This is a genomic window from Sphingomonas sp. JUb134, from assembly GCF_004341505.2.
Taxonomy (GTDB): Bacteria; Pseudomonadota; Alphaproteobacteria; order Sphingomonadales; family Sphingomonadaceae; genus Sphingomonas.
The window spans coordinates 2,323,378-2,336,972 of sequence record NZ_SLYP02000001.1; the positions used below are offsets into that span (position 1 = coordinate 2,323,378).

Below are 13,595 nucleotides of genomic sequence, written 5' to 3' on the forward strand. Positions count from 1 at the left end.
GGATGCGGAATGGAAGTCGTTGCGGTTGATATCGGGGGCACGCACGCGCGCTTCGCCATTGCCGAGGTAGAGGGCGGCCGCGTCGTCCACCTCGGCGAGCCGGTGACGCAGAAGGTGGCCGAACACGCCACCTTCCCGCTCGCCTGGGCAGCCTTTGCCGAGCAGCTGGACCGCCCGGTCCCGCGCGCGGCGGCGATCGCGCTCGCCTCACCGATCAACCCGGAGCTCATCAAGCTCACCAACAACCCGTGGATCATCCGGCCGCCGCTCATCAAGGAGCGGCTGGACGTCGACGCCTATTCGCTCATCAACGACTTCGGCGCGATTGGGCACGCTGTCGGGCAGCTCGACGGAGACGCCTATGTGCATCTCTGCGGCCCGGACGTACCCTTCCCGGAGCGCGGCTCCCTCACCGTTTGCGGCCCAGGCACCGGCCTGGGCGTAGCGCAGGTGTATCGCGAGGCCGGCGAGTACCACGTCATCGCCACCGAGGGGGGGCATCAGGACTATGCGCCGCTCGATGAGATCGACGACGCGATCATCCGCCGCCTCCGTCCGACCTATACCCGCGTATCGGCCGAGCGGGTCTGCGCGGGTCCCGGCCTCGTCCACATCTACGAGACGCTGGCGCAGATCGAGGGCAAGCCGTTCGTCCATTTGGACGACAAACGGCTTTGGCAGCTCGCGTTCGAGGGCGGGGACAAGCTCGCCGTCGCCGCCCTCGACCGCTTCTGCGTGTCGCTCGGCGGGGTCGCCGGCGATCTCGCGCTCGCACACGGGCCGACCGGGGTCGTCATTGCCGGGGGTCTCGGGTTGCGCCTCAAGGATCGACTGATCGAATCCGGTTTTGGCCAGCGCTTCGTGGCAAAGGGGCGTTTCCAGCAGCTGATGAACACGATCCCCGTCAAGATAATCACCCATCCCCAGCCCGGCCTGTTCGGTGCCGCGGCTGCCTTTGCCCAGGAGCACGCACGATGACCTTCCCCGAGATCCAGACCATCATGAACGCGGGTCCGGTCATTCCGGTGCTGGTGATCGAAGACGCCGCGACGGCCCGGCCGCTTGCCGAGGCTCTGGTCCGCGGCGGGATCCGGACGCTGGAGGTGACGCTGCGCACTCCGGCTGCGCTCGACGCGATCCGTGAGATGAAGAAGGTCGAGGGCGCGATCGTCGGCGCGGGCACGGTGGTGAACCCGCAGCAGTTCGCAGACGCCGTGGACGCCGGCGCCGAGTTCATCGTGTCGCCGGGTCTGACCGAAAAGCTCGCGGCACCGATCATCGAGAGCGGCGTGCCGTTCTTGCCGGGCATCGCCAACGCGGGTGATATCATGCGCGGGCTCGACCTCGGCCTCACCCACTTCAAGTTCTTTCCCGCAGAGGCATCGGGCGGGCTGAAGGCGCTGAAGGCGCTGGCCGCTCCCTTCTACCAGGCGCGCTTCTGCCCGACCGGCGGCATCACGCTCGCGAGCGCTCCCGAATGGCTCGCGTTCGATCCGGTGCTCTGCGTCGGCGGCAGCTGGCTTGCGACCGGCACGATGGAAGAAGTCGAGGCAAAGGCGCGTGCGGCTGCTGAGCTGAAGGGCTGAAATCAGGCGTGGGTCGCCTGCTGTCCGCACTGCTGCCGGCGCTCGCGGTCGTCCTCTCGGGGACGGCTGCGGCCCAGCCGCGGCTGATTACGTCCCCCGCGCCGCTTCCCCAGGATCATGCGCACCCGCGCGTGTTCCTGGCCGGCAGCATCGACATGGGCAAGGCGACGGACTGGCAAGCCGAGTTCGTGAAAGCACTCGGTGACCTCGATGTGACGATCCTCAATCCGCGTCGGACGGACTGGAACCCGGCCTGGAAGCCCGATGCGAGCGAACCCCACTTCCGCGAACAGGTCGAGTGGGAACTTAGCGCGCTCGAGTCCGCCGACGTCATCGTTCTCTATCTCGCACCCGCCACCCAAAGCCCCGTCAGCTTGCTGGAGATGGGACTGCATGCGCGGTCGGGCAAGCTGATCGTGCTGTGCCCACCCGGCTTCTGGCGCAAGGGCAACGTCGACATCACTGCCGAACGCTACGGCATCCGGCAGGTGGACAGCATGGAAGCGCTCACCGCGGAAGTACGCCGGCGGCTCACGGGCGCCAAGCGACCGAACTAGACGATCTACATCTCCCCGCGAGCGCGGCGGATCGCGTACCACTTGCGCACGTTGGCGTTGTGCTGTTCGAGCGTGTCCGCGAACACATGCCCGCCCGTGCCGTCCGCGACGAAGTAGAGCGCGCTGGTCGCGGCGGGATTGAGCACCGCGTCGATGGACTCCCGCCCCGGGTTGGCGATGGGACCGACCGGCAGCCCGGGAGATGCGTAGGTGTTGTAGCCGTTCTTCGCGCTCAGTTCCGATCGCAGGATCCGCCGGCCGAGCGGCCGCCCCTTGGTCACCGGGTAGATGACGGTCGGATCCGCCTGCAGCGGCATGCCCTGCTTGAGCCGGTTGCTGTAGACGGCTGCGACGATGCGGCGCTCGGCCGCCTTGCCGGTCTCCTTCTCCACGATCGAGGCGAGAGTCAGAACCTCACGCGGGGTCTGAACTGCGGCCGTCGGCTTGCGCTGTTTCCAGGCGGCGGCGAGATAGTCGCGCATCGCCTTCTGCATCTGGTTCAGGACCTGCTGCCGGGTGTCACCGCGCTGGTAATTGTAGCTGTCCGGAAGGACGCTGCCTTCTTCGGGGATCGCAACCGACCCCGTGAGATACGGCGCCCGCATCAGCGTCTCATGCACAAGAACAGAGGGCATGCCCTCCGGCACGGTGACCCGACGCTGGATGACCTTGCCGCTCTGGAGGAGCTCGAGCACATCGGACTGGCTCGCGTGCGCTGGAACCTCATACTCGCCCGCGCGAATGGGAGCGTCCGAGCCGAACACGCGGGCGAACAACAGGAACCGGTTGGCAGAGCGGATCGCGCCAGCCTTCTCCAGTTCGGTCGCCGCGCGGGAAAGGCTGGCGCCGCTGGGCACCACCACCGCCAGGTTCTTCTCTGCGGGGCCCGCACCGGTCCAGCTGCTGGCCACCCCGAAGAGGGCAGCCAGCAACGCCAGCGCGAGCACCATTCCCAGACATCCCGGACGGCGCATCAGCCGCAAATCCTGGTGTGCGGCGATGCGTCGTTCATCAGATCGCCTTCATCACCAGCGAGGCGTTGGTGCCGCCGAAGCCGAACGAGTTGTTCAGGATCGCCTTGACCTTGCGCTCCTTGGCCACGTGCGGGACGAGGTCCACGCCCGCGCAATTCTCGCTGGGATTGTCGAGGTTCAGCGTCGGCGGAACGATACCGTCGCGCATCGCCAAGATGCAGAAGATCGACTCGACCGCACCCGCGCCGCCGAGCAGATGGCCAATCGCCGACTTGGTCGAGCTCATCGAGACCCCGTCCATCGCGCTGCCGAACAGGCGGCGGACCGCCCCCAATTCCAGCTCGTCGCCGAGCGGCGTCGAGGTCCCGTGCGCGTTGATATAGTCGATGTCCGACAGCGACAGACCCGACTTGCGCAGCGCCATCTCCATCGAGCGGAACGCGCCCGAACCTTCCGGATGCGGTGCCGTCACGTGATAGGCGTCGCCCGACAGGCCATAGCCAATGACCTCGGCATAGATCTTCGCGCCGCGCTTCTTGGCGTGCTCATACTCCTCGAGCACGACCACGCCCGCGCCTTCGCCCATGACAAAGCCGTCGCGGTCACGGTCATAAGGGCGGCTGCCCTTGGTCGGATCGTCCCGGAACCCGGTCGACAGCGCACGCGCCTGGCCGAAGCCCGCGATGCCGATCGGGCAGATCGCACCTTCGGCACCACCCGCGAGCATCACGTCCGCGTCGTCCATTGCGATCATCCGGGCGGCGTCGCCGATCGAATGGGCACCCGTCGAGCAGGCGGTGACCACCGCATGGTTCGGCCCCATCAGGCCGTACTTGATCGAGACCTGGCCTGAGATCAGGTTGATGAGGCGACCGTGCACGAAGTGCGGCGAGACGCGCTTCGGACCCTTGGCGGCGAGCACCAGCGACTCGCTTTCGATCCCCGGAAGGCCGCCGATGCCGGAGCCGATCGAGCAACCGGCGCGGTAGCGCTCCTCCTCGCTCATGTCGGTAAGGCCGGCGTCCTCGATCGCCTGACCGGCGGCATCGATGCCATAGACGATGAACGGATCGACCTGACGCTGGACCTTGTGGTCCACGCGCTTGTTCGGGTCGAAGCCATACTCATGGTCGGCCGGCTTCACCTCACAGGCATAGTTGCTGTGAAAATCGGTCGCGTCGAAGCGGGTGATGGTGGCGGCGCCAGACTTGCTGGCGATGATGTTCTTCCAGGCCGTTTCGACATCGGCACCCAGCGGGGTGACGAGGCCGAGGCCGGTCACGACTACGCGGCGCATGGCAACTCTCCGTCTGTGCTCTCAAATGCGAACGGCCCCCCGCCCCTCGCTTGTCGCGGCGGGACGGAGGGCCGTTCCTGATCGGCGTCAGCCGCGGCCCCGTCGCTTAGTGCGACCGGGCCGGCAAGGCTCAGCCCTTGTGCTCGTCGATGTAAGCGATCGCGTCCTTGACGGTCGTGATCTTCTCGGCGGCGTCGTCCGGAATCTCGACCCCGAACTCTTCCTCGAACGCCATGACCAGCTCGACGATGTCGAGGCTGTCCGCGCCCAGGTCGTCGATGAAGCTGGCGTCCTCGGTCACCTTCTCGGCTTCGACGCCCAGATGCTCGACGACGATCTTCTTCACGCGATCGGCGGTCTCGCTCATTCCCTGTTCCTCTTTCAAAATGCAGTAACGCGTATTCCTGAACGCACCTAGAACGGCGTCCGTTCGCTTGCAAGGGCCCCGGCGCGCCGGAGCGTGCCGGACGTCAGATCATCGCCATCCCGCCGTTGACGTGCAGGGTCTGGCCGGTGACGTAGCCCGCTTCGCGGCTGGCGAGATAGACGACGGCTGCACCGATGTCCTCGCCGGTGCCGAGGTCACCCGCCGGAATCTTGCCCAGCAGCCCCTGCTTCTGTGCGTCGGGCAGCACGTCGGTCATGGCCGAACGGATGAAGCCCGGAGCCACGCAGTTCACGGTGATCCCGCGGCTCGCCAGTTCCTGCGCCAGCGCCTTCGACATGCCGACCAGGCCCGCCTTCGACGCGGCGTAGTTTGCCTGGCCCGGATTGCCGGTCTGGCCCACCACCGAGGTGATTGAGACGATGCGTCCGAAACGGGCCTTCATCATCGGCTTGGCGGCAGCGCGCGCGAGGCGGAACGCCGCCTCCAGGTTGACGCGGATCACCTGATCCCACTCGTCGTCCTTCATCCGCATCGCCAGATTGTCGCGGGTGACGCCGGCATTGTTGACGAGGATGTCGAGCTTGCCCAGCGCCTGCACCGCCTGGGGCACGAGCTGGTCCACCGCGGCGCCGTCGGAGAGATTGCACGGCAGCGCCACGTGATCGCCACCCAGCTCCGCCTTGAAGGCCTCGAGCTTGTCGAGGTTGGAGCCCGAGAGCGCGAGGCGCGCACCCTGCCCCGCCAGAGCCTTGGCGATCGCCGAACCGATGCCGCCCGACGCGCCGGTCACCAGCGCGGTCATGCCTGTAAGATCGAACATATCCTGATCCCTGTTCAAAGGCGCGCTACGAGCGCCTCGATGTCGTCCATCGTCACGACGCTGGTCGTGGTCGCGTCGGGTGCGATCCGCTTGACCATCGGCCCCAGCACCTTGCCGCCAAGCTCCACGAAGTCGCTCACGCCGGCATCCTGCATCGCCAGCACGGATTCGCGCCAGCGCACCATGCCGGTAACCTGCTGTACCAGCGCCACGCGGATCGCACCCGGATCGGCGATCGCCACTGCATCGACATTGGCATAGACCGGTACCAGCGGTGCCCGCAGGTCGGCGTCGAGCAGCGCATTCTCCATCGCCTCTGCCGCCGGCTGCATCAGCGGGCAGTGGAACGGCGCCGAAACCGGCAGCAGCAACGCACGCTTGGCGCCCATTTCCTTGGCGAGCGCCACCGCGCGTTCGATTGCCTGGCGATGGCCGGAGATCACCACCTGGCTCGGATCATTGTCGTTCGCGACCGTGGAGACGAGCTGCGGCCCACCCTCGGCCAGGATCGAATCGGCGGCAGCGTCGGCGATCGTCTGCGCCTTCTCCAGATCGACGCCCAGCAGCGCAGCCATGGCGCCTTCGCCCAGCGGCACCGCTGCCTGCATCGCCTGTCCACGCAGCCTGAGCAGCCGGGCGGCGGTTGCAAGGTCGAAGGCGCCGGCTGCGCAAAGGGCGGTATATTCACCCAGCGAATGGCCGGCGACAAAGTCCGCCTTCTCAGCCAGGCGCACGCCGCCTTCCTTCTCCAGCACGCGCAACACCGCGATCGCGTTTGCCATGATCGCCGGCTGCGCGTTCTCGGTCAGCGTCAGCTCGTCGGCCGGGCCTTCGCTCATCAGCCGGAAGAGGTTCTGGCCGAGCGCGTCGTCGACCTCTCCGAACACCTCGCGGGCATGGGGCGAGGCAGCGGCGAGCGCCACCCCCATGCCGACAGACTGGCTCCCCTGGCCAGGAAAGATGAAAGCGCGCACGTGCCTCTCCTTGAAACGTGAGGCGCCGTTAGGCCGAGCACGAAGATGAACGCAAGCCCATGGGCCGCGACAGGTTGCGACCATTTTGCGGCATCGACGACAAACGCTTGCGACAGCCAACCCCCAGATTGCCTTCATCGCCACTGAGGGTGATGAAGGAGTAGGTTCCCATGAAGAAGTTCGTTCTCGCCGCCGTCGCTGCTTCGCTGCTCGCGACGCCCGCCATGGCCGCGCCGCAGCGTTCGGACCATGGACCGCACCGCACCGTGGAGCGGACCACCGTCGTCAAGAAGCAGGTGACCCGCACGCCCCAGCGCCATTATCAGCAGCAGCCCAGCCGCCAGCAGTATCAGAACGTCCGCAGCTGGCAGCGCGGCGAACGGTTCGACAGCCGCTACGCCCGCAACTATCGCCAGATCGACTACCGCGGCAGCAGCCGGCTCTATGCTCCGCCCCGCGGCTACCAGTGGGTGCAGTCGGGTAATGACGCGGTGCTGGTCGCATTGACGAGCGGGTTGATCGGAGCCGTGATCGGCGGCGTGCTTGCCAACTGATCGCAGGCGGGTTCGCCAACTAAACACCTTGCCTTTCGCCGCTTTTGCGGTACAGGCACGGGTCCTCGGGGGTGGAAGGCACGTCCTTCCGCCCTCGTTTGATTTTGGGACGACAGCCGGAGGGGCGCCGCACGGGGCGGCGTCAGCGATCGGCCAACATAGGTAAGCAGCATGGCTCTGTACGAGCATGTGTTCCTTGCGCGCCAGGATCTGGCACAGGCGCAGGTGGACCAGCTGGCGGAAACCGCCACGAAGATCATCGAAGACAACAACGGCAAGGTCGTGAAGACCGAGACCTGGGGGCTGCGTTCGCTGGCCTACCGGATCGCCAAGAACCGCAAGGCGCACTACGTCATGCTCGAGATCGACGCGCCGGCAGGCGTGGTCGCCGAGCTGGAGCGCCAGACCCAGATCAACGAGGACGTGATCCGCTTCATGACTGTCAAGGTCGACAAGCTGGAAGACGGCCCGACCGTGATGATGCGCAAGAGCGAGCGTTCGGAGCGTGGCGACCGTGGTGGTCGCGGCCGCGACCGCGACGATCGTGGTCCCCGCGAGGACCGCGGCCCGCGCCGCGAAGAAGCGTAAAGGAGCATCATCATGGCACGACCGTTTTTCCGCCGCCGCAAGAGCTGCCCCTTCTCGGGCAAGGACGCTCCCCGGATCGACTATAAGGACGTCCGTCTGCTCCAGGGCTTCGTGTCCGAGCGTGGCAAGATCGTCCCGTCGCGCATCACCTCGGTGAGCGCAAAGAAGCAGCGCGAACTGGCCCAGGCCATCAAGCGCGCACGCCATCTGGGCCTGCTGCCCTACATCGTGAAGTAAGGAGCGCCCGACATGGACGTCATTCTGCTGGAGCGGGTCGAGAAGCTCGGCCACATCGGCGACGTGGTGAAGGTGAAGGACGGCTTCGCCCGTAACTTCCTCCTCCCGCGCAAGAAGGCGCTGCGCGCCAACGAAGCCAACCGCAAGGTCTTCGAAGCCAACCGTGAGCGCATCGAGGCCGAGAACGCCTCGCGTCGCACCGACGCACAGGCCGAAGCCAAGACGCTCGAGGGCGTGTCGGTGACCCTGATCCGTCAGGCGTCGAACACCGGCCAGCTGTACGGCTCGGTCGCGGTGCGCGACCTGGTCGAGGCGCTGGTTGCCGATGGCCACAAGGTCAACAAGGCACAGGTCGTGCTCGATCGCCCGATCAAGGCGATCGGCCTGCACGAAGTCCGCGTCGCGCTGCACCCGGAAGTCGCGGTGACCGTCAAGGTCAACGTCGCACGTTCGCCGGAAGAGGCCGACATGCAGGCGCAGGGCGTCGACGTGATGGCTGCGATGTTCGAGCAGGACACCGCCGGCTTCACCGAGGACTATGACCCCAACGCCGAGCCGGGCGAGATCGCGCGCGACGAAGCGCCGGTCGAGGGCGAAGAAGCCTAAGCCACTCGCGGCAACGCAAAACAGGAAGGGCCGCCGGGATCACCCCGGCGGCCCTTTCTTTTTGCCTTCTCCGCGGGAGCGAGCGCTCCAGGGCTCGATCAGTGCACCATCACATAGGCACTGACCACCGCCACCAGGGGCACCGAAGCGAAGACCACGGGAACGAACTTGAACATCACATCACCTACAAGGTTGTTGCTGCTTCAATGCGCGACCGAGGGAAAGGTTGCCAAAGGATGAACGGCAAGTCCGGGCTCCGCATCAGTGCAAGCTCGGAAACGCGGAGCCAGAAGACTCGTTTTTCCTCGCGCTTTCCGAGAGTTAAGAAAAAGAGATGGCGAAGCGAATTGGTTGCTTGACGTGCTCAGCCTCCGACCGTAAACGGCCACCTCACCAAGCGATTGGCCCCTTCGTCTAGCGGTTAGGACGTCGCCCTCTCACGGCGAAAACACGAGTTCGATTCTCGTAGGGGTCACCATCTTCGGCGCAAACGCCACTGCGGGTGACAAGTCTCACTAGAGGCACCAGCATTCAGCTCTCCTGACGGAATACGCGGCAGCCGCCGCATGGCAGGTGCCTGCGGGATCATCGCATGGGCTAGCGCGGACGGGCTATACCCGGCACCTGCCGCACCTATATCAAAGCTGGCAGACGGCGGTGGCCTGGCGAAGGTCGCGGCGCCGTAAACACGCCTCTCGGCGGCCCCTGCTCAGGCGCTCACCCGCTTCCTGATCTCGCTGCGCACACGCCCTACCCCGTTAGGCCCGGTTCTCCAGCAGCTGCTTCACTCCTGCTGCGAGAGTCTCGAGCTTGTAGGGCTTGCGGAGGATCGGAAACTCGCGCTCGTCGGCAGGGATAAACTGCTTGCTGCTGTAGCCGCTCGCGAGCAGCACCGGCAGCGAGTAGCCGAGTTCCCTCGCGCGTTGCGCCAGGTCGAGCCCGCTGAGCCTGGGCATCACGATGTCCGAGAAGATGATGTCGAACGTATCCGACTGGAGCAGCGCCAGCGCTTCTTCGCCATCGGACGCCTGGGTGACCACGCAGCCGAGATCCTCGAGCAGCTGGCGGGCGAAATAGCGGACGTGCTCACTGTCCTCGACCAGCAGTACCCGAAGCCCGTGTGGAATCGAGATATCCCCTGCGTCACTGACGTCGTCGCGGGCCGCCTTTTCCGTACGCGGCAGAAGCATGTGCACCGCGGTTCCGACGCCGACCTGCGACTCGATTTCGACGGCGCCGCCGGACTGCACGGCGAACCCGTGGATCTGCGAGAGCCCGAGCCCCGTCCCCTTGCCCGTGGGCTTGGTGGTGAAGAACGGCTCGAAGACGCGCTCCAACCGCTCGGGGGGAATACCCTCGCCCGTGTCGCTGATCGACAGCCGGACCATGTCGCCGCTGGGCGTCGACCAATTGCGGGTCGAGATGGTGATGCGCCCGCCGTTCGGCATCGCGTCGCGCGCGTTCAGCACCGCGTTGAGAAGCGCCGTTTCAAGGCCCGTGGGATCGATCTCGACCCGCCAGAGCGCCGGAAACAGGTCCAGCTGCAGGTCGTACTGGCTCCCGAGCGTGCGCTGGAGCATCTCGCCCAGCGCATCCAGGCGGACGCTCAGGTCGATCACCTCCGGCTCCAGCGGCTGGCGCCGGGCAAAGGCAAGAAGCTGTGAGGTGAGGCTCGTCGCCCGCTCGGCGGTTTCCAGCATCACATGCAAATAGCGGCTGCGCTTTTCGACCGGCAGATCCGGCTGCCGCAAGAGAAAGTCGGCGGCGCCGCGCATGACAGTCATCAGATTGTTGAAGTCGTGCGCGATGCCCCCTGCCAGCTCACCCAGCGCCTGAAGCTTCTGCGATTGGAGCAGGGCAGCCTGGGTCTGTCGCAGTTCGTCGCTTGCACGAACCTTCTCGCTGATGTCGCGCGTGATCTTCGCGAAGCCAACGTGCTGGCCGGCGCCGTTGTAGATCGGATCGATCACCACATGCGCCCAGAACAGCGAACCGTCCTTTCGGACCCGCTGCGCCTCGGCCTCGAACTTGCCTTGGCCCAGAGCGGTGGCCAAGGCTGCCGCCGGCGCACCGCGGGCGCGGTCCTCTTCGGTGTAGAAGCGTGAGAAATGCTGGCCCAGCACTTCCGCTTCCTCATACCCCTTGATCGCCCGTGCACCCGAATTCCAGCTCGTGATCCGGCCGCTGCGATCCAGCATGTAGATCGCATAGTCGCGCACGCCCTGGACGAGCAGGCGGAACTGGAGTTCACTGTCGTACGTCGCGCGCTCTAGCCGGCGCTTTTCAGTAATGTCGCGCGTGATCTTGGCATAACCGAGCAACGTCCCGTCCTCGGCCCGGATCGGGTCGAGAACGGCATGCGCCCAGAATTGCCCGCCGTCCTTGCGCACGCGCCATCCTTCGGCTTCGAACCGGCCTTCGCGGGCGGCGATCCGCAGCGCCCGCCCCGGCAGGTCCGCCGTGCGATCCTCCGAGGTGAAGAAGCGCGAGAAATGCTGGCCGACGATCTCGTCGGGGGAATAGCCCTTGAAGCGTTCGGCACCAGCGTTCCAGGTGACGATGCGGCCTTCCGGATCGAGCATGTAGATCGCGTAGTCGGTGACGGACTGTACCAGCAGCTCGAACCGGCGGTTCGCGACATGATCCTCAAACGCCGATGCGGCCATTCCAAATCCTAAGCATCACCACCGCCCCCGAACCCCAGTGCTTGCAGCCAAATCGGTCACGAAATCAAGCTCGTTACGCAGCCGCATGCATCCGCGGTTCGGCAGGATTTGCAAATGGCGTCGGACTACGCAGTCATGCGGCTTCTTCATTTTGCCAGCCCCCGCCCAGGGCGCGGAAGAGATCGACCTGGGTGTCGGCGATGAAGGCGTCGGCGTTCGCCAGCGCGGCTTCCGCATCGGCAAAGGTGCGTTCCGCATCGAGGAGTGCGAGAGAGTCGATGTCGCCCTCGCGCTGCCGCGCCCGCGCGATGTTTACGGCGGCTTCCGCTTCATTGCGCGCGGCCTGGAGTGCCGTCCGCCGGTCCAGCGCATTGGCGTAGGCTGAGAGCGCCGTCTCCGTCTCTTGCAGTGCCCGGAGGACGGAGCCGTCGAAGTCTGCCAGAGCCTCTCGGCTCTCCGCCTCGGCGGCCGCCACACGGGCCCGCGCGGGTCCCGGGTTCACCGCCCAATTCAGCAAGCCTCCCACCAGCCACCGCAACGGCCCCGCACCGAAGACGTCGCCGATATCGGTCCCGGTCGAACCTCCGGACGTTCCGAGGGTGATCCGCGGATACAGGTCCGCGGTCGCCACGCCGATCCGCGCGGTCGCGGCGGCGAGCCTTCGCTCTGCTGCGCGGACGTCCGGACGCCTGGCGAGCAGTGCAGCTCCGTCGCCCACTGGGATCGGCTGATTCAGCCGAAGCGTGGATGTGAAGGGCGGTGACAAACCAGGCCACAGGACCGCCGGCGCAGTGCCGTCGGGGGCGGAGTAAAATCCGGCCAGTTGGTAAGCTGCTCCCTTTGCGGAGCGGCGGGGATGTTTGTCGTGGAGAGCTACGCAGCGGTCAGACGGTTTGTATTTGTCGAGGGGCATAGTCGCCGGGAAGCGGCGGAGGTGTTCGGGCTGAACCGGGATACGGTACGCAAGATGTGCCTGTATTCGGCGCCTCCTGGATACCGCCGGACGAAACCTCCGACCAAGCCGAAGCTCGGGACGCTGCTACCGGTTATCGACGCAATCCTGGCAGCCGACCGCGAGGCGCCGGGCAAGCAGCAGCACACGGCCAAGCGGATCTTTGAGCGGCTGCGCGACGAGCATGGCTATACGGGCGGCTACACGATGGTGAAGGACCATGTGCGGCTGTGCAGGGCCCGCGGGCGCGAGACCTTCGTGCCGCTGGCGCACCCGCCGGGGCATGCACAGGTCGACTTTGGCGAGGCGGTCGCGGTCGTCGGCGGGGAGCGGATGAAGATCCACTATTTCTGCATGTCGCTGCCGCAGTCGGATGCCTGCTTCTTCAAGGCGTATCCGCGCGAGACGACCGAGGCGTTTCTTGACGGGCACGTGTCGGCATTCGCGTTCTTCGGGGGCGTGCCGCTGTCCATCCTCTACGACAACACAACCATCGCCGTGGCAAAGATCTGCGGCGATGGAACGCGCGAGCGCACACGCGCCTTCACCGAGTTGGTCAGCCACTACCTGTTTCAGGACCGTTTTGCGCGTCCAGCGCGAGGCAACGACAAAGGCAAGGTCGAGGGGCTGGTGAAGTTTGCGCGCAACAACTTCATGGTGCCCGTGCCGGTCGCTGCCAATTTCGATGTCCTGAACGCCAGGTTCGAGGAGTCCTGCCGTACGCGCCAGGGCGAGCATGCCGGTCAGCACGCGCAGACCATTGCCGAGCGGCTGGCGGCAGACGTATCGGCATTGCGCACGCTGCCGTCCGTACCACTGGAGCCATGCGAGAAACGCGCGGCGCGCGTGTCGTCGACCGCGATGGTGCGCTACCGGACCAACGACTATTCGGTGCCGACCGCGTACGGCTACCGCGACGTGATGGTGAAGGGGTTCGTCGACGAGGTCGTCATCATATGCGCGGGCGAAGAGATTGCCCGGCACGCGCGTTGCTACGACGAAGGCGTATTCGTCTCCAACCCACTGCACTATCTCGCGCTCATCGAGACCAAGCCCGGTGCGCTCGACCAGGCGGCAGCCCTTCAGGACTGGAACCTGCCGGACATCTTCCAGCATCTGCGCCACCTGCTCGAGGCCCGGATGGGCAACAAGGGTAAACGCGAGTTCATCCAGGTGCTGCGGCTGCTCGAGGCGATGCCGCTTCCCATCGTCACGGATGCCGTGACCGAGGCAGTCCAGTTGGGCGCACCTGGTTTTGACGCGGTAAAACTCATCGCGCTGGCGCGTATCGAGCGCCGTCCGCCGCGCCTGGATTTAGCGGCGTATCCGCACGTGCCCAAGATGGACGTCAAAACGACGTGCGCGGCCGACTATGCGGTGCTGGCAGCATGACGGA

The 13,595-nt window shown here is 66.0% G+C and carries 14 protein-coding genes, 1 tRNA gene and 1 pseudogene; 9 read left to right on the forward strand and 7 right to left on the reverse strand.

Annotated features, from left to right (window positions below; all coding sequences use genetic code 11):
* Positions 1-9: 9 nt before the first annotated feature.
* From EDF69_RS10690 to EDF69_RS10700, 3 genes are read left to right on the forward strand one after another with little or no spacing between them, the layout of a single operon-like run.
* Positions 10-978 (forward strand): glucokinase, encoded by a 969-nt coding sequence (locus EDF69_RS10690; RefSeq protein WP_132883809.1) that lies wholly within the window; start codon positions 10-12, stop codon positions 976-978.
* Positions 975-1,586 (forward strand): bifunctional 4-hydroxy-2-oxoglutarate aldolase/2-dehydro-3-deoxy-phosphogluconate aldolase, encoded by a 612-nt coding sequence (gene eda / locus EDF69_RS10695; protein ID WP_204991364.1) that lies wholly within the window; start codon positions 975-977, stop codon positions 1,584-1,586. The genes EDF69_RS10690 and eda overlap by 4 nt, the downstream gene beginning before the upstream one ends.
* Positions 1,587-1,594: 8 nt before the next feature.
* Complete coding sequence (locus tag EDF69_RS10700) at positions 1,595-2,143, forward strand: nucleoside 2-deoxyribosyltransferase domain-containing protein (protein WP_132883808.1); 549 nt, start codon at positions 1,595-1,597, stop codon at positions 2,141-2,143.
* Between the two features lie 5 nt (positions 2,144-2,148).
* Here EDF69_RS10700 and mltG read toward each other — a convergent pair whose 3' ends face one another.
* The 5 genes from mltG to fabD all read right to left on the reverse strand — a co-directional run bounded on the left by mltG (position 2,149) and on the right by fabD (position 6,596).
* Positions 2,149-3,117, reverse strand: coding sequence for an endolytic transglycosylase MltG (gene mltG / locus EDF69_RS10705; protein ID WP_132883807.1), 969 nt, complete (start codon positions 3,115-3,117; stop codon positions 2,149-2,151).
* 37 nt (positions 3,118-3,154) lie between these two features.
* Entirely contained in the window at positions 3,155-4,414 is a 1,260-nt protein-coding gene (gene fabF, locus EDF69_RS10710; protein ID WP_132883806.1) for a beta-ketoacyl-ACP synthase II, read from the reverse strand.
* 130 nt (positions 4,415-4,544) lie between these two features.
* Positions 4,545-4,781, reverse strand: a complete 237-nt coding sequence (locus EDF69_RS10715; RefSeq protein WP_125959575.1) for an acyl carrier protein — start codon at positions 4,779-4,781, stop codon at positions 4,545-4,547.
* A 103-nt stretch (positions 4,782-4,884) separates the two neighbouring features.
* Positions 4,885-5,622: a 3-oxoacyl-[acyl-carrier-protein] reductase gene (gene fabG / locus EDF69_RS10720; protein WP_132883805.1), complete on the reverse strand. Its 738-nt coding sequence runs from the start codon at positions 5,620-5,622 to the stop codon at positions 4,885-4,887.
* Positions 5,623-5,636: 14 nt separating this feature from the next.
* Positions 5,637-6,596: an ACP S-malonyltransferase gene (gene fabD, locus EDF69_RS10725; RefSeq protein ID WP_132883804.1), complete on the reverse strand. Its 960-nt coding sequence runs from the start codon at positions 6,594-6,596 to the stop codon at positions 5,637-5,639.
* A gap of 170 nt (positions 6,597-6,766) precedes the next feature.
* Here fabD and EDF69_RS10730 point away from each other — a divergent pair, with 170 nt between their 5' ends.
* The 5 genes from EDF69_RS10730 to EDF69_RS10750 all read left to right on the forward strand — a co-directional run bounded on the left by EDF69_RS10730 (position 6,767) and on the right by EDF69_RS10750 (position 9,059).
* Entirely contained in the window at positions 6,767-7,150 is a 384-nt protein-coding gene (locus EDF69_RS10730) for an RcnB family protein (RefSeq protein WP_132883803.1), read from the forward strand.
* 171 nt (positions 7,151-7,321) lie between these two features.
* Positions 7,322-7,738 (forward strand): 30S ribosomal protein S6, encoded by a 417-nt coding sequence (gene rpsF, locus EDF69_RS10735; protein WP_125959571.1) that lies wholly within the window; start codon positions 7,322-7,324, stop codon positions 7,736-7,738.
* 12 nt (positions 7,739-7,750) lie between these two features.
* Positions 7,751-7,975, forward strand: coding sequence for a 30S ribosomal protein S18 (gene rpsR / locus EDF69_RS10740; protein WP_125959570.1), 225 nt, complete (start codon positions 7,751-7,753; stop codon positions 7,973-7,975).
* Positions 7,976-7,987: 12 nt separating this feature from the next.
* Complete coding sequence (rplI, locus tag EDF69_RS10745) at positions 7,988-8,581, forward strand: 50S ribosomal protein L9 (protein WP_125959569.1); 594 nt, start codon at positions 7,988-7,990, stop codon at positions 8,579-8,581.
* A gap of 403 nt (positions 8,582-8,984) precedes the next feature.
* Positions 8,985-9,059 (forward strand) — tRNA-Glu (locus EDF69_RS10750).
* Between the two features lie 280 nt (positions 9,060-9,339).
* Here the strand turns inward: EDF69_RS10750 and EDF69_RS10755 are convergent.
* Both EDF69_RS10755 and EDF69_RS10760 read right to left on the reverse strand, forming a co-directional pair.
* Entirely contained in the window at positions 9,340-11,247 is a 1,908-nt protein-coding gene (locus tag EDF69_RS10755; protein ID WP_132883802.1) for a hybrid sensor histidine kinase/response regulator, read from the reverse strand.
* A 133-nt stretch (positions 11,248-11,380) separates the two neighbouring features.
* Positions 11,381-12,043, reverse strand: a pseudogene (locus EDF69_RS10760) (TolC family protein); the annotation flags it as partial.
* 60 nt (positions 12,044-12,103) lie between these two features.
* Between EDF69_RS10760 and istA the strand changes: the two are divergent.
* Positions 12,104-13,591: an IS21 family transposase gene (gene istA, locus EDF69_RS10765; RefSeq protein ID WP_132884630.1), complete on the forward strand. Its 1,488-nt coding sequence runs from the start codon at positions 12,104-12,106 to the stop codon at positions 13,589-13,591.
* Positions 13,592-13,595 lie beyond the last annotated feature (4 nt).

Coding starts and splice junctions, on each gene's coding strand:
- EDF69_RS10690 (WP_132883809.1), top strand. CDS start 10: ATGGAAGTCGTTGCGGTTGATATCGGGGGCACGCACGCGCGCTTCGCC.
- eda (WP_204991364.1), top strand. CDS start 975: ATGACCTTCCCCGAGATCCAGACCATCATGAACGCGGGTCCGGTCATT.
- mltG (WP_132883807.1), bottom strand. CDS start 3,117: ATGCGCCGTCCGGGATGTCTGGGAATGGTGCTCGCGCTGGCGTTGCTG.
- fabF (WP_132883806.1), bottom strand. CDS start 4,414: ATGCGCCGCGTAGTCGTGACCGGCCTCGGCCTCGTCACCCCGCTGGGT.
- EDF69_RS10715 (WP_125959575.1), bottom strand. CDS start 4,781: ATGAGCGAGACCGCCGATCGCGTGAAGAAGATCGTCGTCGAGCATCTG.
- fabG (WP_132883805.1), bottom strand. CDS start 5,622: ATGTTCGATCTTACAGGCATGACCGCGCTGGTGACCGGCGCGTCGGGC.
- EDF69_RS10730 (WP_132883803.1), top strand. CDS start 6,767: ATGAAGAAGTTCGTTCTCGCCGCCGTCGCTGCTTCGCTGCTCGCGACG.
- rpsF (WP_125959571.1), top strand. CDS start 7,322: ATGGCTCTGTACGAGCATGTGTTCCTTGCGCGCCAGGATCTGGCACAG.
- rpsR (WP_125959570.1), top strand. CDS start 7,751: ATGGCACGACCGTTTTTCCGCCGCCGCAAGAGCTGCCCCTTCTCGGGC.
- rplI (WP_125959569.1), top strand. CDS start 7,988: ATGGACGTCATTCTGCTGGAGCGGGTCGAGAAGCTCGGCCACATCGGC.
- EDF69_RS10755 (WP_132883802.1), bottom strand. CDS start 11,247: ATGGCCGCATCGGCGTTTGAGGATCATGTCGCGAACCGCCGGTTCGAG.
- istA (WP_132884630.1), top strand. CDS start 12,104: ATGTTTGTCGTGGAGAGCTACGCAGCGGTCAGACGGTTTGTATTTGTC.